General features: G+C 47.4%; 19 protein-coding genes. 5 read left to right on the top strand and 14 right to left on the bottom strand.

Going from position 1 to position 22,140, the window contains the following annotated elements; all coding sequences use genetic code 11:
• Nucleotides 1-94: 94 nt before the first annotated feature.
• The 12 genes from I2H87_RS12580 to I2H87_RS12525 form a co-directional block, all read right to left on the bottom strand.
• A complete protein-coding gene (locus I2H87_RS12580) occupies nucleotides 95-706 on the bottom strand; it encodes a hypothetical protein (RefSeq protein ID WP_243273936.1) in 612 nt (203 codons plus the stop codon).
• A gap of 1 nt (nucleotide 707) precedes the next feature.
• On the bottom strand, nucleotides 708-1,310 hold the full coding sequence (locus tag I2H87_RS12575) for a hypothetical protein (RefSeq protein ID WP_004848352.1): 603 nt from the start codon (nucleotides 1,308-1,310) through the stop codon (nucleotides 708-710).
• Nucleotides 1,311-1,435: 125 nt separating this feature from the next.
• Nucleotides 1,436-1,708, bottom strand: coding sequence for a hypothetical protein (locus I2H87_RS12570; protein ID WP_004848348.1), 273 nt, complete (start codon nucleotides 1,706-1,708; stop codon nucleotides 1,436-1,438).
• 10 nt (nucleotides 1,709-1,718) lie between these two features.
• Entirely contained in the window at nucleotides 1,719-2,021 is a 303-nt protein-coding gene (locus tag I2H87_RS12565) for a hypothetical protein (protein WP_022008452.1), read from the bottom strand.
• A 150-nt stretch (nucleotides 2,022-2,171) separates the two neighbouring features.
• Nucleotides 2,172-6,314 carry a SpaA isopeptide-forming pilin-related protein gene (locus I2H87_RS12560; RefSeq protein ID WP_195610189.1) on the bottom strand — a complete coding sequence of 1,381 codons (4,143 nt, stop codon included), beginning with the start codon at nucleotides 6,312-6,314 and terminating at the stop codon, nucleotides 2,172-2,174.
• Between the two features lie 188 nt (nucleotides 6,315-6,502).
• Nucleotides 6,503-7,438 (bottom strand): ParB/RepB/Spo0J family partition protein, encoded by a 936-nt coding sequence (locus I2H87_RS12555; RefSeq protein ID WP_009320321.1) that lies wholly within the window; start codon nucleotides 7,436-7,438, stop codon nucleotides 6,503-6,505.
• Nucleotides 7,392-8,219, bottom strand: coding sequence for a ParA family protein (locus I2H87_RS12550; protein WP_004848340.1), 828 nt, complete (start codon nucleotides 8,217-8,219; stop codon nucleotides 7,392-7,394). Before I2H87_RS12550 ends, I2H87_RS12555 begins: the two co-directional genes overlap by 47 nt.
• A 119-nt stretch (nucleotides 8,220-8,338) precedes the next feature.
• On the bottom strand, nucleotides 8,339-8,674 hold the full coding sequence (locus I2H87_RS12545) for a hypothetical protein (protein WP_004848338.1): 336 nt from the start codon (nucleotides 8,672-8,674) through the stop codon (nucleotides 8,339-8,341).
• 9 nt (nucleotides 8,675-8,683) lie between these two features.
• On the bottom strand, nucleotides 8,684-8,860 hold the full coding sequence (locus I2H87_RS12540; RefSeq protein WP_009320322.1) for a hypothetical protein: 177 nt from the start codon (nucleotides 8,858-8,860) through the stop codon (nucleotides 8,684-8,686).
• Between the two features lie 329 nt (nucleotides 8,861-9,189).
• On the bottom strand, nucleotides 9,190-10,587 hold the full coding sequence (gene rlmD, locus I2H87_RS12535) for a 23S rRNA (uracil(1939)-C(5))-methyltransferase RlmD (RefSeq protein ID WP_195610188.1): 1,398 nt from the start codon (nucleotides 10,585-10,587) through the stop codon (nucleotides 9,190-9,192).
• Between the two features lie 151 nt (nucleotides 10,588-10,738).
• Nucleotides 10,739-11,683 (bottom strand): 3'-5' exoribonuclease YhaM family protein, encoded by a 945-nt coding sequence (locus I2H87_RS12530; RefSeq protein ID WP_009266940.1) that lies wholly within the window; start codon nucleotides 11,681-11,683, stop codon nucleotides 10,739-10,741.
• Between the two features lie 63 nt (nucleotides 11,684-11,746).
• Entirely contained in the window at nucleotides 11,747-13,051 is a 1,305-nt protein-coding gene (locus I2H87_RS12525; protein ID WP_243273934.1) for a S1C family serine protease, read from the bottom strand.
• 159 nt (nucleotides 13,052-13,210) lie between these two features.
• On the opposite strand from I2H87_RS12525, the gene I2H87_RS12520 reads away from it, so the two are divergent.
• From I2H87_RS12520 to I2H87_RS12510, 3 genes are all read left to right on the top strand, one after another.
• Nucleotides 13,211-15,586 carry an endonuclease MutS2 gene (locus tag I2H87_RS12520; protein ID WP_195610186.1) on the top strand — a complete coding sequence of 792 codons (2,376 nt, stop codon included), beginning with the start codon at nucleotides 13,211-13,213 and terminating at the stop codon, nucleotides 15,584-15,586.
• Between the two features lie 77 nt (nucleotides 15,587-15,663).
• Nucleotides 15,664-16,377, top strand: coding sequence for a response regulator transcription factor (locus I2H87_RS12515; RefSeq protein WP_009266943.1), 714 nt, complete (start codon nucleotides 15,664-15,666; stop codon nucleotides 16,375-16,377).
• Between the two features lie 54 nt (nucleotides 16,378-16,431).
• Nucleotides 16,432-17,838 carry a sensor histidine kinase gene (locus I2H87_RS12510; protein ID WP_195610184.1) on the top strand — a complete coding sequence of 469 codons (1,407 nt, stop codon included), beginning with the start codon at nucleotides 16,432-16,434 and terminating at the stop codon, nucleotides 17,836-17,838.
• Nucleotides 17,839-17,999: 161 nt separating this feature from the next.
• Here the strand turns inward: I2H87_RS12510 and I2H87_RS12505 are convergent, their stop codons facing one another.
• The gene (locus I2H87_RS12505) at nucleotides 18,000-19,412 is read right to left on the bottom strand and encodes a substrate-binding domain-containing protein (RefSeq protein WP_195610182.1); all 1,413 of its coding nucleotides are present in this window, start codon (nucleotides 19,410-19,412) and stop codon (nucleotides 18,000-18,002) included.
• A gap of 223 nt (nucleotides 19,413-19,635) precedes the next feature.
• Here I2H87_RS12505 and I2H87_RS12500 point away from each other — a divergent pair, with 223 nt between their 5' ends.
• On the top strand, nucleotides 19,636-19,806 hold the full coding sequence (locus tag I2H87_RS12500; RefSeq protein WP_009266946.1) for a DUF362 domain-containing protein: 171 nt from the start codon (nucleotides 19,636-19,638) through the stop codon (nucleotides 19,804-19,806).
• Nucleotides 19,807-20,043: 237 nt separating this feature from the next.
• Nucleotides 20,044-20,697 (top strand): helix-turn-helix domain-containing protein, encoded by a 654-nt coding sequence (locus I2H87_RS12495; protein WP_054703895.1) that lies wholly within the window; start codon nucleotides 20,044-20,046, stop codon nucleotides 20,695-20,697.
• 96 nt (nucleotides 20,698-20,793) lie between these two features.
• On the opposite strand, the gene dnaB is transcribed toward I2H87_RS12495, so the two are convergent.
• Nucleotides 20,794-22,140 (bottom strand): replicative DNA helicase, encoded by a 1,347-nt coding sequence (gene dnaB / locus I2H87_RS12490; RefSeq protein WP_022150909.1) that lies wholly within the window; start codon nucleotides 22,138-22,140, stop codon nucleotides 20,794-20,796.

Below are 22,140 nucleotides of genomic sequence, written 5' to 3'. Positions count from 1 at the left end.
ATGAATATGAGGAACAATATCTTGAAAACATCGAGGAGAATGCAATAAAAATAGCAAGTTAAACTTCGCTCAGAACAGAGAAAATTGGTTACATTTAATTTGTACTTTTTCTTGACATAGGACCAAGGTTGTTACCGACCTCCGTATGATATTCGTCAATAAAGCGGCAGGTGTATTCCCGTTTTTCGCCCCAAGCGGTCGTTACCATAATCTTCCCACCGTCTGGGATACGGAACAGTTCTTTATACTGCGTATCAATAAAACGGATGCCCTGCTCAGCTTTTTCCATATGCTGATTCAGCCATTCCTTCACATAGCAATAACAGTAAAAGTTATAATCGCCTTTGGTGGGATTGCACCGAAATAGAAAAGCGTGCTTTCCTGTGTCCACACGAAAACCATATTCCGTACAATAATTCCCTTGCATCGCACTTTCAGGATATTTCCTTGCAAAAGCACCCATATCATAACGGTTGTGCAAAAGTCCCTTATCCTCCCGCAAAGCATTGATGACGGTATCAAGGTCTGCCTTAAATTCGTCCGTTTTCCATTGGGGTCTGGTATCAAACCAAGTGGTATAAAAGCCATAGCCTGTTGTTGCAAAATCTCCACGCAGATGTCCGATTGTACCTGTCTGCCCCTCAATCTGCATACTTTGGGCATAAGTGTATTTCTGTTCTGTCGGGGTTAATGGTCGTATCTCCATATCAGCGTTCCTCCCGACTGTGCGTTTTTTTCTCTTTCTGCTGTACTTTCAGTTTTGTGAGAGCTTCCTTTGCCCACTCTGGCATTTTTTCTGGCTTGATTTCCCCAAGCACATCATATCTTTCCCATCTGCCACGCTCACCTGTGGCAAGGCAAGTGCCAAACACCGCCTGCCCTCTGCCGCCTGTTGCACCGTGTCCACCGTCTGCCAATACAAGCTGATAGGCAGCGTGCTGATATTCATATCGTTTCGGCTCGGCGTTGATAACCACCACCTTGCCGACGATATTCGAGCTGTGATTATCGGGAATACAGTCGGAAACAGTAAACGGTGTTTTATCAAAGCGGTATTGTTCCTGCTCCGTTTTTACAAGCTCGATCTGTGCCTGTACTCGGTCTGTAAACACCTGCATCGCTTCCAGATAATCGTCCGTACCAATAGCTTCCGTACACCACGGGGCAGACAGGGGATTGTTATAAGAACAGTAACAGACCATAAAGGGATATTCTTCCGCCTTATTTACCCCAAACAGCACTTCCTTTTCGCCGATATAAATGCTCTGCTCAATCTCATAAGAGCCTGCCATTCGTTTTTCCTTACTCATTCCCATCCTCCTGTCGCTGTTTTTCTTTCTTCCTGTCTAAAATCTTCTGCATACATACATCGCAGAAAATAACCGTCCCTTCCTTATAGCGGGGATAAGGGCAGGTCGCACAATCATATTTTTTCTTAGCGTTCTCGGTCATTGTGATTCCTCTGTTTCTTTTCTGGTTGGTTATAGGGCATCCTGCACTCGTTCTGATAGCGCTCATTCAGCTTATCCCTTGCTTCGGAAAGCTGATTGCAATAATACCCCCAGAAATAATCTGATCCGTCCTTACAGTACCAACACACATAAGGGTTCGGGGCTTTGGAGTTATGCCCGATAACAAGCTCTGTACGCCCGATTTGACAGCTCTCAATAATTTCATAACCGCCGTTCATTCGTTTTTCTTCGTTCATAAGCCACCTCTCATTCTTTGGCGTAACGCCTGTAATTCTGTTCCTGCTTGGCACGGAGTTTCTGGATACGGACGCTGCCTAAAAGCTCTGGATGTTCTGCCTGCAGCTTTCGGCGTGTCCTTCCTACGCTCTCAAAGCTCGGCAGTCCCAGATAACGGTACTGCGACATCACTTCCGCAAAGGGCATCGCCCCTGCGTCCTTAAAATAGCTGTTACATACTTTCAGATACAGCACCATATCGTCATTTCTGGCTTCCTCGTCCTTTTTCAGAATGGCTCGCACCTTATCCTCAATGGTTCTCAATTTTTGCATACATACCTCCGTATATGGAAAGGGGACAGCTCGAAAAGGCTGCCCCCAAACACTTTACTTCTTCTTTCGGTTACGGATGTTCAGCCAGATTGCTCCGCCCACAATAAACATCACAAGCACAATGGCGATCACCGTCTTTGCTTCCATTCCTTAGTCCTCCTTCTTCTTTTTCAGCCCTGCGATCAAGAGCGTACCTGCACCAATGAGGGAGACTGCCGCCAGTCCTCCCCAGAGGAACGGATTGAAGTCATCCCCTGTTTTCGGGGTGTCACGCAGTTCATTGTGCATCTGGACAACCGTAGTTGATCCCACTTTGACCGTGATCTGTTTTTCGGCAGGCAGGATATAGTTTGCCGATGCCTTATCGCTGACCTCGGAAATGGTGTATTCTCCGATACGCAGGTTTTCAATCACGATTTCTCCGTTTTTGTCGGTCTTAAAAGTCTGGTCATATCCATTTGCACCTGTCACTCGGAAAGAGAAGCCTTCCACCTTGCCATCGGAAGATGTTTTGACAATTTTAAGACTGCCTGACTGCGGGGCATTGACAAAGCCTTTGCCTGCTTCATTTTCCACCACATAGGTCTTGCCATTTTCCTCAATGGATACGGTGTAGACATTTTCATCAAGGACAAAGCCCTCTGGTGCTGTCTTTTCACGGACAAAATATTTTCCGTATCGAAGCTCGCTCATCTGGTAGATGCCGCCGCCAAGCTCAGACATTTCGCCAAGCAGCTCATCTTCCTTGTCGTACTCGCCATTTTTGTTGGTATCGGCAAAGACTTCAAAAACTGCACCTGTCAGCTTATTGTCAGGATAATCCTTATCGACTTTGGTAAGCTCAATATTGCCTGTGATAAATTCATTCACAAGCTCGATTTCCACAACTTCATCCACCTTGCCGATCGTAACAGGAATTTCTTCCTCGGACAGTACAAAGCCTTTCGGACTTTCTACCTCTCGGATAATCCAAGAACCATACGGCACTTTGGCAAAAGAAAAACTACCGTCATCCTTTGATGTGGTAGTTAAAATCGCATGTTCTTTTGTAAATTCTTCTGTGCCGGTCTTAAAGATGCCAATGACAGCACCACCTAAGCCCTTGCCGTCCTCATCGGTTTTCTTTCCGCTTACAGAACCATAAATCAGCTTGTTTTCAATGGGTTCGCCGTCATTGACTGCAAGGTGGACGATGGCGGTATCCTGTCCTGCATATTCAAAGTTTACAGGGTATTTCGTATCACTTGTAAGATACGCTTCGTTTGCTGCAATCTCTTTCACATAATAATTGCCCATCGGAAGGTCGGTCTTAACCTTGCCATTTCCGTTCTCGTCAAGAGTAATAATCTCAATCAGTCCGTCAGCAGGAATGACCGTACCATCTGCGGCAGTCAGCTCCTTTTCTGCATACAGCCCAAAGGCAACATCAAAGATTTCCCCGTTATTGCCCACACCAAAATGCTCATCGGTTTCAAGGCTCTTTACAAGGTCGATTTCCACACGCTGACGCTCGTTGTAAAAGCTCGTTTCTGTTTCCGTTACCGAAATTTCCTGTCCTGCATAGACAAGCTCGACGGAGTGAATTTCATCATTCAGCACCATACCATTCGGTGCTGTCACTTCCTTCACTTCATATTTTCCAAGATATAATTCCTTTGATTTTGCCGTACCGTCTGCACCTGTGGTCAGGGTATCTACCACCTCACCTTTTTTTGCTCGGACTGTTCCCTCTAAGGTTACAATATCCTCGGCTGCGGTAATCTCATAAACCGCACCCTCCAGATTTCCTACGGCAAAGTTTGGCTGATACATTCCGTTGTTTTCCGATACACTTGAGAAAATCTCTCCAGACTTTTCTACGGTAATCGTACCTTTTTGTGCCAGATTGGATCGTACTACCTCAATCACGGTAATTCCGCTTTCTTCCTCCGAATTTTCCTGCACCACATCAAAATACACAGGTTCGGAGTCAAGCACATAGCCGTATGGGGCTTGTACTTCCACAAGGGAATAGCCTTTTCCGTATTCTAAAGCCTCTGGTGTGACCAACTCGCCATCTGCGGTCGTATAGAAAGTATCAATGGTTGTCACTTCTGAATAAGTGAAAGTCATCGTCACAAGGTTGCCGTTCGGGTCGTAAATCTGGAAGCCTGCCCCTGCATACGGGATGGTTTTCCCTGTTTCCGCATCTTTCTTCACCACCTTGATATAGCTTTCAAAGTTAGCATTGTTAATAAGATAGCGGTAGGTCTGACCGTCGGAACTGATAAACACATCAAACGGCTTCATCAGCTCACGCCCTTCCCATCCAGAAGTCTGTTTTACCGTATAAATGCCATAAGGCATATCTTTTGTCTGGGCAAAACCGTTCTCATCACAGACGAGCTTGTCACGCTCGCTTTCTTTTGCCTGCTCAAAGCTGCCTGCCGATTTAAGGAATACCTCAAAGACAGCACCTTCTTCTGGCGTTTCGATGCCTGTTTCGCCGTCATCGGTATGCTTGATAATAGCGATATTTCCCTTGATAACCTGCTCATTCACATCATTTTTTGCAGAATTATATTCCACCTCATAAAGTTCTGGTTCTGCACCGACTTTATGAATGGTCGGGTCAAGAAGATACCCCTCGGACGGACTGATTTCTCGGATTGTCCAGTCATCGCCACATACATAATACTTGGTCGTAAACTGACCATTTTCGTCGGTGGTGTAGGTGTCAATCAGTTCCTCGCCCTTGTAAATGCCATAAACCGCACCTGCCAAAGATGCGTCCCCCTGCGGTGTTCCTGTTTCTGCATCGGTCTTAGTTACCGTCACATTGAATTTCTTGAGAATATTTTGGAAACTGCGGTTTGTAACCTTATTCCATTCAATCGGTGCGGTCTGGGATGCAGGAACAACATAGCGGATTGCTGTATCCACTTCCTCAAGCACATACGGGGTGTCGCCGCTGATCAGGACATCCTCAAACTTGGCTACACCTTTTCCATCGGTGACAGCATACTCATCGACTGCAAGTCCGCTAAGAGATGTGCCGTACAAATGGAATTTCACGCCCTCCACCAGATTGTCCTCGGAAGTCTTGACTACTTCAAGGCTGCCACGCTTTAGGGTGTTGTTGAAGTTGACTGTGGTTGTCTTGCCGCCGATGAGTGTTACCGTCTGAGTCTGCTGTGGTTCATAACGGTCAATGGTCTGCTCTGTGATGGTATAAGTGGCAGGGAACAGACCTTCTACTGTGATATTTCCATTTTCATCGGTCGTTACCGTCTTATTGATACCCTCACCCTTGATGGTAAACTGAATGCCTGCTACAACGCCGTCCTCAGAAGTCTTTTTCAGGGCAATCGTGCCTGTCGGTGTTTCCACATTGAGATAGGCAGATACAGGAGAAGCGTTTTCTACACCTGTAATAACATCCTGCAAGTTCGGATCACCATAAGCAATCAGTTTGGCACTCTGACTGACCACAGGCACTCCGTTTCGGGTTGCTGTAATCCTTACAGAACCATGAAAGGCTTTCTTTGATGTGAGCGTGAGCTTATTTCCAGATTTTGCTACGCTGACTGCATCGCTGGAACTTGCAAAGGAATACTCGGACAGCACACCGTTTTTATCTGTCAGCGTTAAACTGTATTTCCCGTCTTTATAGACAAGCTCCTTTGTAATATCGTCTTTCCCGCCTGACATAAAGCTCGGAATGGTATTGTGCTTACTCATCAGCGAAACAATCTGGTCATAGACTTTCTTTGCTCCGCTGTTTGGATAATGAGAACCAAAGTGCAGGCTGTACACGGTGCTGCTTGTCTGGCGGTATGAGCCTGTGGCTTCACGGCATCCCGTAACAAACTCCCATACAAGAGTCTGGGTCGCAAGCCATTTCTCATCGTCTGATCCAGACAGATTTCCTCGGTTTCCCTGATACCCATAGAGCAGGGCAAGCCCAACTGCTTTTTTCTGGCTTCTCGAAAGAGCGTTCCATGCTTCGGAAGATGCTTCTTTCAAGGTGTTGCCCGTTTTTAGCGGCACACCTGGCTGTAAACAAAATGCTGTGTCGCCATCCACAAACATACGGTATTTATAGTTACCCGTACCGCCTGCGATATAACCGTTGATGTTGGCACTTGAATTGTACCTCATTGCATTTCCGTTCCCGTCATAAGTGTGTGAAAAGGAAATCGTACCAACATCTCCTACGGCTGCAAAGGCTGTGGTGGCAGGCAGTACGGAGAATACCGTAACCGCAGCCATCACAACAGCCGCAGCCTTTTGGAATATTTTTTTGAATTTCATCATTTACCTCCTGTTGATATTGAAAATAGATATTGCCTGCTAACCGAAAAAAGCCGCCCTCTGGCAGCTTATTGTTTTTCTTTTCTCGGATAGTAACTGGCAGTATTAAGGGGGAGAGGTGTGGAGAGGGGGAAAGCGAAAAAAAAGGCTATCCCCCCAAGCAGACAGACCTGTCCCTTGATGTGTGGCTATCGTTCCTGTGCCTTGCTTCTTTGCAGATGGCGGTTATAAAACTCCAACGCCTTGACCACAAAATCGGATTCTTTCCCTTTGGGTACAGATTTGGGAATGAGCTTGGTTATCCTTTCATCACGGAAAGCAGGCTTTTCTCTCTGGTTCGGTTTTTCTTCTTCCATAATGGAACTGATCACCCCGTCTGTCAGCTTTCCCTCCTGCATATACTTTTTCATTTTGATAGCCTGTGCAAGTGAGGGCGTGGCGTCATTATATTCCATCGCTTCAAGCAAAGTATATTGCTGTTCCTCGGAAAGATAAGAGATTTCTACCGCAGGACGAAACGCAATCTGACGCTCATCCACCATTTGCAAAATTTCAGGTACAAGCTCAGTTAAGCGGATATAGCGGCGTATCTGTTCACGACTTTCGCCAACTTTGTCGGCAAGTTCCTCGTTTGACCGTGACTTTGACACCATTGGTGTCGAAGTTAAATCTAATCTTTGTCCTTGTCTGTTCATCGCTTCCAACCGCATCTTATAGGCAAACGCCTTTTCACTCGGCAAAATGGTCGTTCTTTGCAGGTTACTTTCCACCATTACAATAATGGCTTCATCACGGGAAAACTCCTTGACCTCACATTTCAGCGTATCAAGCCCCGCAAGCTCACAAGCCTTTTTTCTCCTGTGACCGCTAATCAGCTCATATCTGCCGTCCTCCTTCAAACGGACAGTCGCAGGTGTCATTACACCGTTTCTTTTTATGCTGTCAACAAGCTGTTCCATATCCTCATCCATTAAAACCTTAAAGGGATGGTCTGGAAACTCATCAATTTCAGAAATGGGAATATCCCTTATCTTACTTAATGCCGCTTCTGCACGGCTTTCGTCTGTCTGAAAAAGGTCATCGTATGCAGTCAGCTCGATGCTGCTTTTTCTGCTTCTCGCCAATATGTGCCACCTCCTTTCCAAACTGCTCATAAGCTGCGGCAACCTTACCGCCTTTGTCGTAGGCGAAAATGCTCTTTCCCTCTGCGGTAGCTTCTACTGCACGGATAGAATGTGGTATCTGAGCATCAAAAACTTTGATATTCTGACCGTATGCACTCCTTACCAATGCAGTCACTTCCTTAGAAATGTTCGTGCGTGGCATTACCATTGTCATTAAGATACCGTCAATCCGAAGATGGGGATTGATCTGCCGTCTGACTTTTGACACAGAGCGAAGCAATAACTCCAGACCTTTTGCAGAAAGATAATGCGGCTGTGTCGGGATAACCACGCTGTCAGCCGCCGCCAATGCGTTGATTGTCAGCATACCCAAGCTCGGCATACAATCAATAAGCACATAGTCGTAATTCTTTTTGACCTCGTTAATACAGGTCGTCAGAACACGCTCACGGCTAATTGCATTGATAAGCCTTACTTCCAGACCTGATAACTCAATATTTGAGGGTAACAGATCAACACCCTCGCTGTGATGCAGGATGCCTTTTTGAACATCAAAGGGTTTATCGTCGATGATGTCCTGCATAATCGTCGCAAGGGATATGGGCAAATCATCTGGTCGTGGATAGCCAAGCGACATTGTAAGATTCGCCTGTGCGTCTGCATCCACAAGCAGGACTTTCTTTCCCTGCTTTGATAGACACACGCCCAGATTGACGGCTGTGGTGGTCTTACCCACACCGCCTTTCTGATTGGTCAGAGCGATCACTTTGCAATTTGACATATAGCGTCCTCCTTTCGCTTTTATTTAGCCGCTTTGTCAAAGGCGGCTATGTACTTCGCTCTGAACGCAAGAAAGCCGACTGGCTGTTACACCAATCGGCTATGTATCCATTTCTATATTCAGTTTTCAATTAAGGATAAGGCTTTCTGTATCTGCTCCATATCCCACCTGTCAGGGAAAATGACCGCCATGATACGGAACGCATCATATAAGCCTGCCAAATAGGAATAATCAGAATATTCCAAGCTCTGCCTATCTCTGTAATCTAAAAAAATATCACAGACCTTTCTCTGTTCCATTGTCAAATCAAGATTTTCATAGTTTCGTTCCGCCTTATCCCTTGCGTCGCTTTCTTTTTGATAATCCTCGCTGCGTGTGAGCATTTTATAAACGGTATCTTCTTTTAATTTCTCCGCTGCAATTTTCACAAGCTCGGCAAAATCTTTGTCATACATCACAACCTCCTACACCAATACTTTTAGTTTCTTCACAGGGGCGTTTATGACTTTGACAATCAGCTCGTCAACACAGTCTGTATATCTGCCTTGCTGAATAAGTTGATTTTTCAATTCCACAAGGCTATGTAAAAGGATTGTTCTTTCCTCACTATCCAGATATGCATGGTATTTTGTTTCTCTCATTGTCAGCACCTCCGTTCTTGACTTCATTATATAGAAGAATGGGTAGGGTACTCAAATGTGTAATAGGGGTAAAAAATAAGCGTACCACTATTTCTAATGATACGCTTATCTGCCCTTATACAAATGAATGTCGCCTACATTTTTGTGGCAAGGTGGACACTACATAGATAAATATATTTTAAAAAACCTTTATTTTTCGTTTGTGTTCCCACACCCGATATCTATTACCACCGAAACATCAAAATAGTTTTTTAGGTGTTTATTGCGTGAATTTTTGCCCTCTGAAGTAAAGGTAAAATGTTTCGCAAAGTGCCTAAAATAAAGGATTTCTACGAGTTTTTCTTTTGTATCAACACAATAGTCTCCACATGCACGGTCATCGGAAACTGATCCACCGCCCGCCATTTCTCCAGCCGGTATCCGCCCTCTCCGCAGAGGAACTTCAGATCCCGCGCCAACGTTGCGGAATCACAGCTCACATACACGATCCGCTCCGGTTCCATCTCAACCATCGTCCGAAGAAGCGATTCTTCACAGCCTTTCCGTGGTGGATCTACCACGATCACATCCGCATGGGCATGTTCTCCCGGATGTTCTTTCGCATAATTTTCATAATATTTTGGCAGGACTTCCTCAGCTTTTCCGACATAAAAACGTGCATTCTCAATTCCGTTGATCTCTGCATTCCGGCGCGCATCCTCGATCGCCTGCGGTACAATTTCTACACCCTGTACTTCCCGCGCCTGCTGTGCAAGAAAGAGGGAGATCGTCCCGATTCCACAGTACAGATCCCATACGGTCTCATGTCCGGACAACTGTGCATATTCCAATGCCAGCCCGTAAAGTTTCTCTGTCTGTGCCGGATTCACCTGATAAAAAGAAAGCGGCGAGATCTGGTATCTGACATCTCCGATATAATCCGTGATATATCCCTGTCCCCATAGCGTCTCATAGGTCTCTCCCATAATGACATTGGTCCTGTTCCGGTTTGGACTGATCGTAATACTTGTCATCCCTTTGATCGCCGAAAGTTTTTCCACAAGCACTTCCGCATGCGGGATCTTCTTTCCATTGATCACATAACAGACCATGATCTCCCCGGTTTTAAAACCGTGGCGGATCAGGGCATGCCGGATCAGACCCTCGCCGGTAGTTTCATTATAAGAAGCGATCTTGTACCGCTTCATAAATTCCAACGTCAACTCCAGAATTTCTTTGTTCACGGAAATTCCCAGAGCGCAATCGGTATTTTCAATAATATCATGTGTTCTGCCTGCATAGAAACCGGTGACAGGATTTCCCGCTTTATCTGTTCCGAACGGAAACTGTGCTTTATTTCGATAATAAAACGGCTCGTCCATTCCGACGATCGGATCCATCGTTTTCTCCGTCACTTCCGGTGAAAATCCGCCGATCCGTTCCAGATTGCCTTTCACTTTCGCCTGTTTAAATGCAAGCTGGCGCTCATAGGACATTTCCTGTATCTGACATCCGCCGCATCGCCTTGCATGCGGACATACCGGTTCCACACGGTCTTTGGATGGTGTGATCACACGCATCAGCCGTGCATAACCGTAGTTTTTCTTTGCCTTTGTGACTTTCACTTCCGCCACATCACCGATCACGGCGTCCTTAATAAATAGGGTATAGCCATCAACTCTGCCTATACCCTCTCCATTTACTCCGATATCTTCAATTGTTACGATCGCTGTTTCATTTTTCTGCATTCTTCTGCTCCCACTGCATTACGCATTTGTACTCTGCATCGCACATATATGCTCCGCATTACGCACCCTATGTATTTCTTCTATATAGTTCTTCTATGTATTCCCTTTTGTACACCGACACAATATCTTTCTCATCTACTTTATAAATAGTTTATACTTCGCTGGTCCGTCTCAGATTCGACTCAAAAAGCCGGTTGTATCCAAGCCAGTCCGTTCCTTTTTTATCCTTGAAAATCTCTTTCAATGTCTGCATTTTTGCGTCTGCATTATCTGCGAGGTTCAGCGCCATTGCCTCTGCAAGCGCCGGCTTCTTTGGTGAACCGAACTCCAGCTCTCCGTGATGCGCGATAATGCAGTGTTTCCACTCATTTGCAAGCACCTCCGGGAAATCCGGGATTGTACGGATCGCATCGCTCAGCATCTCCACGCCGATCACAATATGTCCGATCAACTGTCCCTCATCCGTATAGTCATTGTCCGGAAAACTTGACAACTCCTTTGTCTTTCCGATGTCGTGGCAGACTGCCGAGGCGATCAGAAGATCTTTGTTGATGATGTCGTATGCCCCCGCAAAATATTCACACAAATGTACCACGCTCAACGTATGTTCCAAAAGTCCGCCCGCAAATCCGTGATGTACGGTTTTGGCCGCCGAATGTCCTTTGAATTTCTTGATAAACGCTTCATCATTTACAAAATAATATTCCACTGCGCGGCGGAGATACTCATTGGAAATCCCTCTGATATAAGTAAGAAGCTCTTCATACATCATATCCACGCTCTTCTCGGAAGTCGGCATATAATCTGCCGGATTATAATCTCCCTCCGAAGCGATCCGAAGCTGTTTGATGTTCAACTGCAGATTGTTATTGTAAGTGATCACATCTCCGACCACCTCGATAAAGTCTTTCTCGTCGTAATCTGCGATCCCCTGTGAATTCGGATCCCAGATCTTTCCGTCCAAAGTTCCTGTTTTATCCTGAAGAAGCAGGTTATCATACGGTTTTCCGTTGCGTGTCTCCGCAGAACGTTTCCCCTTGCACAGATAAATGCTTCTGATTGTTTCACCCTCGTGTAAATCTTTAATATATTTCATATGCTGTTAAGTCCTCTTTCTGTTTCTGTTTTCATAAAAAATCTCTTGCCGTCCCACCGTTTTTCACTCCCAGCTTCCCACCGTCAGGGTAAACTGGATGTCCACATATCCGGCTGCGCCTCTTCGCTGTCCTGTGATCCCGATCTCTTTTCCCGGTTGACATTCCAGCATCGCTTTTTCATATGCCGCAAATCCGGAAATCGGTTTTCCATCCACTTCCCGGATCACATCGCCATTCTGGATCCCTGCTGCCATCGCCGGCGAATCCGCATCCACCGCCGTGATATACAATCCCTCCGGAAGCCCCTGCTCCTGCGCCGCAGCCGCGGTCACAGTCACGCCATAAATTCCCGCATAAGGTACTTTTTCCCCGTTCAAAAGCAGTTCCATTGTCGATTTCATATCCGAGATCGCAAGCGCATTCGTCGTCACCGAGATTCCGCCCTCTTCGGTCTCCGGACCGATCCCCTGACGTACGATTCCGATGACCGCTCCGTCCTGATTCAAAAGGATACCGCTGCCATCCGCTTCCAATGGAATGTCCGTGGAGATCACCCTGCAGTCTCCATCGGAAAATGTGGTCGACAATGCCGTAGAACTGACCACGCCATATCCGAGTCCATTGTCGTAACCAAACAAATTGCCAAGCGCGATCACGGGATCTCCTTTGCCAATGATATTAGAATTACCGAGATCTGCTACCTGGATCTTTCCCCACGTCTCCTCCGGAACGATACTTCTCACGATAGAAAATACCGCCAGCTTCCGGTTTTGATCCTGCACTTTGAGCGCCGCCGCACAGCGGCTTCCGTCCGCCAGTACGATTTCCCATGTATCCACATCCTTACAGACAGAATTATCCGCAAGGATCAAAAGTTCCTGTCCGTTGTCCGCGGCGATGATCCCTGTCACTCCCGGATCGGAACTGCCCGTTCCCATCCAGTCATCCGATCCGTCCGCGCTGCCAGCATGAACCGACACCACACCTTTTCCTGCCTTCTCCGCCGTCGCAGACAGGCTTTCCATCATTGCCTGATAACTTGCGACGTCCAGAACAGGTGCCTTAGCATCTTCCTGCGCCGCCTGTTCGTCTGCTTCCGCCGCGGCGCCGTCCTCTGCATCCTCGGGGATCGTAACTTTCTGCGGATCTTCCCGAAAAGTCTCTTCCGCCCACGGTTTGAGCGCAAAAAAACTACAACAGGCAAACATTCCAATGATGACGCCATAAATCGCCATCCGCAGCAACTGCATGAAAATCTTTTCCCTGCTGACAGGTTTCGGTTTGATCGTCTCTTTTAAAAAAGAAAAGGAATCTCCGGAACTGGAGTTTTCGTCCTGTTTCGGATCCGGGTTCTGATCGTACAGCATAGCCAAATTCTCCTTCTGTTCTAGTATAACCGATTCCATTTCATTGTTCAATATTTATCCTCTTTTCATTATAGTGTAAATGCGTTAAAATGGTTACAGTCCATACAATAGGAACAGGAACTTATACCGCCGTTTCCGGGCGGAAGAACGGAGATTTTTATGAACCAAAAGACATTATTAAAATTAGAATATAATAAGATCATCACACTTTTAGAAGAACAGGCGGCTTCATTCCGCGGACGGCAGCTTTGCCGCAAATTAAAACCGATGACGGATCTGAAACGGATCGACACCTTTCAGGAACAGACTGCAGCCGCATTTACAAGGATCGTTAAAAAGGGACGTCTCTCTTTCGGCGACGCATTTCCGGTTGAGGAATCTATGAAACGGCTGGAAGTAGGCGCTTCACTCGGAAGCGGAGAACTTCTTCGTATCTGCAAAGTCCTGCAGAATGCCGGACGCGCCAAAGCATACGGACGGCACGACACTCAGGATGAACTTGCGGACTGTCTCGACGCATATTTTGATCAGCTCGAACCGCTGACTCTGCTCAGCAATGAGATCGAACGTTGTATCATCGCAGAAGACGAGATCAGCGACGATGCAAGCCCTGCACTCAAACATATCCGCCGGAGCATAGCCGGGATCAACGACAAAATCCACGCAACGCTGAACAATCTGGTCAACGGAGCCCTCCGCAGCTATCTGCAGGATCCGATCATCACGATGCGCGGCGACCGCTACTGTGTTCCGGTCAAAGCCGAATACAGAAGTCAGGTAAACGGCATGATCCACGACCAGTCGTCCACCGGTTCCACTTTATTTATCGAGCCGATGGCAGTCGTCAAACTGAACAACGATCTCAAAGAGCTCTACGCAAAAGAACAGGAAGAGATCCAGGTGATCCTTGCGCGTCTGAGCGAGGACACTGCCGAATATATTGAAGAGATCCGCACCGATTACCGTGTGCTGACCGATCTCGATTTCATTTTCGCGAGAGGACAGTTGGCGCTTTCCATGAATGCCAGCCGTCCAATCTTGAACAACGAGGGACGGATCCACATCCGGGACGGGAGACATCCGCTTCTGGACGCTCGCAAAGTTGTTCCGATCACGGTCTCATTGGGAGAAGATTTTTCTCTTCTGATCGTAACCGGACCGAATACCGGCGGTAAAACCGTCTCCTTAAAAACCGTAGGTCTGTTCACCTTGATGGGGCAGGCAGGGCTGCATATCCCGGCGGCTGACCGTTCGGAACTTGCCGTATTCCATCAGGTCTATGCGGACATCGGCGACGAGCAGAGTATCGAACAAAGTTTGAGTACCTTTTCCTCCCATATGACCAACATCGTCTCATTTTTAAAAGATGTCGACGAGCAGTCGCTCGTTCTTTTTGACGAGCTGGGAGCCGGTACCGATCCGACCGAGGGAGCGGCGCTTGCCATTGCGATCCTGTCGCATCTGCATAACCGCGGGATCCGCACAATGGCGACAACCCATTACAGTGAACTGAAAGTATTTGCGCTGTCCACCGAGGGAGTGGAAAATGCCTGCTGTGAATTTGACGTGGAGAGCCTGAAACCGACGTACCGGCTTTTGATCGGTATCCCCGGAAAGAGCAACGCATTTGCCATTTCCGGCAAACTGGGGCTTCCGGATTATATTATCGAAGATGCCAAAAACCGGCTGACTGAGCAGGACGTCTCCTTTGAGGACCTGCTGACCGACCTCGAGAACAGCAAACGTATCATCGAAAAGGAACGGGATGAGATCCAGACATACAAACGGGAAGTAGAACGCCTGAAAACACAGACCCGCCAAAAACAGGAAAAACTGGACGAACAGCGGGATCGTATTTTGCGGGAAGCCACTGAAAAAGCCAACGCCATTTTGCGGGAAGCCAAAGAAATGGCAGATGAGACAATGAAAAACTTCCGCAAATTCGGCAAAGAGGGGATTTCCGCCGCCGAAATGGAACGGGAACGCGAACGTCTCCGTAAGAAGATCAAAGATACCGCAGGAAAATCCGCGCTCAAACCGCAGAAACCGAAAAAAACCTACAAACCGTCCGATTTTAAACTCGGTGAATCCGTCAAAGTCCTCAGCATGAACCTGACCGGAACGATCAGTTCGCTTCCGGATTCCCGCGGAAATGTCACCGTGCAGATGGGGATTCTCCGTTCACAGGTCAACATTTCCGATCTGGAGATCATCGAAGAAGCCAATCCATACGCGCCGAAAAATATGCGGCGCACCGGAAGCGGCAAGATCAAGATGAGTAAATCACTCTCCGTCAGACCGGAGATCAATCTGCTTGGAAAGACTGTGGATGAAGCGGTTGCCGAACTGGACAAATATTTGGATGACGCGCTTCTCTCCCACTTAAACACGGTCCGTGTTGTCCACGGAAAGGGAACCGGAGCGCTGCGCAAAGGGATCCACGAATATCTGCGCCGTCAGAAGCATGTGAAATCCTATCATCTGGCAGAATTCGGCGAGGGTGACGCCGGCGTGACGATCGTGGAACTCGGTTAAGCCGCATAACATATCCGGGAAATATATCCGGGAACACCTACATCACAGAACGGACAGAATATAAAGGAGATCATCTTATGAATAAACAAAAAATTCTTATCGTCGATGACGACGAGAATATCGCGGAACTCATTTCGCTGTACCTGACCAAAGAATGTTTCGATACAAAAATGGTCTACAACGGCGAAGACGCTCTGCGCGCATTTGATACCTATCAGCCGAACCTGATCCTTTTGGATCTGATGCTTCCGGGCATCGACGGCTATCAGGTATGCCGCGAAGTACGCGCCAAATCTTCCACGCCGATCATCATGTTATCCGCAAAAGGAGAAGTCTTTGACAAGGTGCTCGGTCTGGAACTGGGCGCCGACGACTATATCATGAAACCATTTGATTCCAAAGAGCTGGTTGCCCGCATCCGTGCCGTGCTGCGCCGTTATCAGCCTGCAAAACCGGAAGCCGCAGCAGCCCAGAGTGCTTCCCGGGAACGGATCAAATGTGTCGAGTACGATGATTTGGAGATCAATCTGACCAACTACTCCGTCGTCTGCGACGGTCATCCCGTGGAAATGCCGCCAAAGGAACTGGAATTACTCTATTTCCTTGCATCTTCCCCCAACCAGGTCTTTACGAGAGAACAGCTTCTGGATCAGATCTGGGGATATGAATACATCGGCGACACCCGCACCGTAGACGTCCATATCAAACGTCTACGCGAAAAGATCAAAGAACATCCGTCATGGCGGCTCAGTACCGTCTGGGGCATCGGCTACAAATTTGAAACCCGGTAACTACGCTGCCGATTTCTGCTTGTACAAATATTTATCTTTCAGGAGGAAACCAACATGAAAAGTACACTTTATCTTAAATTTGCCCTGCTCTATATCGTGTTTGGTTTCCTGAGCCTGTTTACAACCTCGATCCTCGGACAGCAGCTTCTTTTGAACCAGTTGGAGAACAATGCCTCCCAAAGTCTCTACAAGGAAGCAAACGTCATGGCAACCACTTATCTTCCCTCCTATTTTTCCAACAATATGACGTCCTGGTCGGTTCATTCTCAGCTCTCCGCCATGAAAATTTATCTGGAAGCAACGCTTTGGTTTGTGGAAGAGGACGGGACACTGATCACTTCCTCGAACCTCGGGACTGCAACCGCCCCTGCGATGATCGAAGATTTCGATCCGGCGGAGATCGGAAACAGCCAGTATATTGTCGGTCGCTATCACGGGTATTTTGACGAAGACGTCATCACGATCATGGCGCCGGTCATTCAGGGATTTCAGACCGAGGGCTATCTCCTGATCCACAAACCGGTCTCCACACTGGAAGAAACTTGCAACCAGCTTATGACAACCGTTCACATTATCCTTGGCGCAGTTTATGTGCTGGCATTTTTGATCCTGATCGGATTTCATTTTTTTGTCTTCCGACCGCTCCGCAAGATCACCGAAGCCGCCACACAGTACGCTTCCGGAAATCTGGATTACGAAATCCCGGTTTACACGCAGGATGAAATAGGCTACCTCTCCGCTTCCCTCAACTACATGTCGGCGCAGTTGAAAGACATGGAAGACTATCAGAAAAAGATCGTTGCCAATGTTTCCCATGATTTCCGCTCGCCGCTGACTTCAATCAAAGGCTATGTGGAAGCGATGACGGACGGAACGATCCCTCCGGAACTTCATGAAAAGTATTTGAAGATCATTTTATTTGAGACGGAGCGCTTAACCGATCTGACCAAAGATCTTCTCACATTAAATGAATTTGATACAAAAGAACTGCTGCTCGACAAGACACGCTTTGATATTCAGGAGATGATCAAAAATACGGCGGCATCTTTCGAGGGCATCTGCACCGTAAAGCATGTTTCGATCGAACTGCTCCTGCTTCCGCAGGATGTGTTCGTCTTCGCCGACGCGCGAAAGATCCATCAGGTTTTCTACAATCTTCTGGACAATGCGATCAAATTCAGTGAGCATGATTCTTCCGTCACTGTGGAAGTGACCCGCCGCAATGACAAGATCTTTGTATCGATCAAAGACCACGGGATCGGGATTCCGAAAAAAGAACTCAACAAGATCTGGGAACGATTTTACAAATCCGACCTTTCCCGCGGCAAAGATAAAAAAGGCACCGGACTCGGGCTCGCGATCGTCAAAGAAGCGATCCAGGCACATGATGAACATATCAACGTCGTCAGCACCGAAGGGGTCGGGACCGAATTTATTTTCTCTCTGACACGCGTAGACTGATGAAACCGACACATCCCGGCATTGAGGACAGACATTGCCGCAGTGTATGAGAAAAAGAGCAAGGTATGCTTCTTCCTAAGAAACTTCCCTGCTCTTTTTCTATGCTTTCCTATATCCTTATTCTGTTTTCCCGCGGTTGTTATCTCTTTCCTGTCCGGACTTTATTCATACAGCATTTTCCGGATCGATTCGGACTCCATATTCTCTTTCGTCACCCACACATAACCTGTGTTGACTTCCGCTTCATTTCCTGCCTGCAGTACCGTTCTCGCAGCCGCGATCACCGACGCATAACCGATTCCAAACGGATTCTGCACGACCAGTCCGGAAATCTCGCCATTTTTCAACGCGTCAAGCTGCGCTTTTCCGGCGTCAAATCCCATCAGAAGAATCTCATCTTCCTGCTCGTTCTCTGCTTTGTCGGCTTTATCCGTATCTTCCGCCTTTTCTGCATTTTCCGTTTTCTCTGTATTCCCGGAATGATCCGCTTTCTTTTCTGCCAGCGCGGAAACTCCAAGCTGTGTAGCCATATCATTTGTTCCAAACATTCCTTTTACATTTGGATATTTTTCCAGATAATACAAGATCACATCTTCATCCGTCAGTTCCGCACTTTTCGCCGCAAGCTCTTCCGCCGATATCTGTGTCTCTGCTGTATCGGACTCTACTGTACCGGAAGCCGCATCCGTTTCCTCTGCCGGAGTGTTCTGAGCATCCGCCACGGTTGAAGCCGCCGCTTCTGTGCCTGCTGAACCTGCCGCCGCATTCGCCGTATTTTCCGTTTCCGATGTGTTAGAAGCAGCGTACTGTTCTTCCACGATCTGCTTTTTCAACTCTTCAAACTGATCCACATAGAGGATCTCCGCCACGTTCACATCCGGATATTTTTCTTCGATCTCCGCACAAAATGCTTCCGTCCGTTCTTTTGCCGTCTCTGATTTGGAATCATGCACAAGGAGAAGAATGTCTCCCGTACGCCCCATGGCATCTGCAAGCTTATAAGCGCCGGTCTTCGCCGCCTCGGCATTATCCGTCTTCACAGTACACTGAATGCCCTGATAATTATTTCCCGAATCCAGAGCGATCACGGGAATCCCGTTCTCCGTCGCCAGATCAAACTGTACGCTGCAGGCGTCCGCATCAATACTTGCCACGCCTACAACATCCGGATACCGGGCAAGTTCCTCATCTAAAATGTTGACCTGCTCATCAATATTTTCTTTTTTCGCCGGCGCATTGTACGTCACTTTAACCTTATCGTTTCCGGTATACCCCAACGTCTTATTAAGATCTTCCTCCGCCTGCTGCACCCCTTTTTTTACATTCTTCCAGAACGCAGACGCCTCATCTTTCCCGATAATGGAAATATATGTCCCCGGTTCCAGATTCAGACCATCGGTCTCACTATATGCGATCGGAGAAATCACATCCAGATTTGCCTGATATGCCGGCTCCTCCGTCTTATCCCCTGTAAATGTTTGCCGTTCTTCTTTTGCACAGGCTGTCGCGGCAAGAACCATAGATGCCGCCAGCATAGCCGCCGTAATACGCTTTGTTTTCATTGAAATTTTCATAAAACAAACCTCTTTCTTCTTGTACCACTCCGTTTTCAGACGCCCCCTTTGGCGTTCCTTATATACACTACCATGATTCCCGTTAAAAAAAAAGAAATATTTTCTTAATTTTTCCCAAAAACAAGACGGATTATCGAAGAAAATCGCTTGTATATTTGGCACATTTGTATTAGAATGGGGTTAGCAATGAATGTTGCAATACTACATAAGGAGGATACATACTATGGCACACGTAATTAGTGATGAATGTGTAAGCTGTGGATCTTGCGAAAGCGAATGCCCGGTAGGAGCTATCTCTGAAGGCGATGGCAAATACGAAATCGACGCTGATGCTTGCGTTGATTGTGGAGCATGTGAGGCTGCCTGTCCGACAGGTGCTATCTCAGCAGAGTAATTGTATGATCCCCTTGATCTTCAAGGGATATATATCGCAAAGTGATCACAAGCAAAGATACCGTTCCGTTTTGGGACGGTATTTTTTTGTCTTGATTTGACGAACGATTATCAGGTTGCTTTTCATCCTCCTATGCTATAATGGACATATCATCAACAGCTTGAGATACGAAAAGCATACGCCCCTTGGCTGCCGATGATACTACCAATGAACATCTTAATAGGAGGTATTACATATATGGGTGAAGTCAGATTTATGATTTCCGAAGCTGCCAAACAGGTTCACGTAGAATCTCATGTGCTTCGTTACTGGGAGGAAGAACTGAACTTAAAGATCGGGCGCACGGAAATGGGACACCGATATTATACCGAAGATGACATACAACTTTTTCTCTGTATCAGAAAACTAAAGAATGAAGGCATGTTATTAAGGGACTTAAAACCATTGATCCCACAGCTTACCGCAACCCGAAAAAAATTGACCGACGCAGTACACGCCGAGGATACTCCGGAACAGACTTCGGACACAATGGAAAATACATCGATCGCCGCAGCGGACAATACCGGGACAAGCAAGGCTCACTCCGGTGCTTTGATCCCGGCAGACGCAGAAGTCATCCCGGTCACACAGTTAGAGCAGGTACGGAGCCTGATCGGCGATGTATTGACGGAAGTTGTCACCTCGAACAATACCGTGCTGGAACAGCAGATCAGCCAAAAAGTCACCACTGATGTGATCCGGGAAATGGATTTTCTCTTCCAGGCGAAAGAACGGCAGGAAGAAGAACATTACCGCAAATTGGACAGCCTGATCCGCCAGCAGCAGACACTTAGGCGCGAAACGGCTTCCCGTGAAAATCCGCTCGGACGCTTCCGGAAAATCTTTACCTGATCTACTTGTATGTCAGGAACAAACAGTCAAACGCGCGTAATGTCGCTTATATAAGGCAGCATTACGCGCGTTCTCTTACAGTTCCTTTTTTCTGTTTTAATCCGCTTTTGCGCGTTCCTCGTTTCCGAATCTCGTGTACTGCGGCATCCATGCAAGGCGTACCGTTCCGATCGGACCGTTTCTCTGCTTGGCAATGATGATCTCCGCAATATTTTTATCTTCCGTATCCGGAATATAATAATCCTCACGGTAAATAAACATACACACGTCCGCATCCTGCTCGATGGCCCCCGACTCTCGGAGGTCGGAAAGCATCGGACGTTTATCCGTTCTCGACTCCACCGCACGGCTGAGCTGGGAAAGTGCGATCACCGGCACATTCAACTCACGGGCAAGTCCTTTTAACGAACGGGAAATCTCGGAAATCTCCTGCTGACGGCTTTCGTTGCTCCGTCCGCCGCTTCCGCTCATCAACTGCAGGTAGTCGATGATGATCAGATCCAGTCCCAGTTCCAATTTATATTTTCGGCATTTTGAGCGCATCTCCGCGATCGAAATACCGGACGTGTCGTCGATGATCATTCTTGATTTTCCGATCCGTCCCGCACCCTCGATCAGCTTCTCCCATTCGGTATCTTTCAGATTACCGGTTCGAAGCGCCTGCGCGTCGACATGGGATTCCAAAGAGAACAGACGGTTCACCAACTGTTCCTTTGACATCTCGAGACTGAAGATCGCCACCGCCAGATTCTGGCGGAACGCCACATGCTGTGCAATATTCAATACGAACGCCGTTTTTCCCATCGACGGACGCGCCGCGATCAGGATCAGATCCGACCGCTGCAATCCGGACAGCTTATAATCCAGATCGATAAATCCGGTCGGGATACCGGTCACGGTTCCTTTTGTCTTTGATGCGCGCTCGATCACATCCAGCGCATTCAGAACAACCTGCTTGATCGGCACATATTCCTGCACATTTCCCCGCTCTACAAGATCAAATACCTGTTTCTCTGTCCGCTCCAGGATCACTTCCAGCGGTTCATTTTCCATATAACATGTATTGGCGATCTCTTCATTGATCTTGATCAACCGCCGCAGCGTCGCTTTCTCACTTACGATCTGCGCATAATACTTCACGTTCGCCGAAGTCTGCACTCCCGCGATCAGATCCCGGACAAACTCCAGACTGCTGACTTCCGGCGGGACATTTTTTTCTTTTAAATGTTCCTGCAGTGTGATCAGATCGACCGGATGTCCCATCTGGAACAATTCCACCATCGCGTCAAATAAAATACCGTATGCGTTCTGGTAAAAATCTTCTCCGCTGATGATCTCCGACGCCGTTGTGATCGCGTCTTTATTCATCAGCATCGCTCCGATCACCGCCTGCTCCGCCTCCTGGCTGTGCGGCAGGATCCGCTTGATTACTGCTTCATCCAT

The sequence above is a fragment of the Mediterraneibacter glycyrrhizinilyticus genome (assembly GCF_015560805.1).
Taxonomy (GTDB): domain Bacteria; phylum Bacillota; class Clostridia; order Lachnospirales; family Lachnospiraceae; genus Schaedlerella; species Schaedlerella glycyrrhizinilytica_A.
This window is presented reverse-complemented; position numbering and strand designations above follow the sequence as displayed.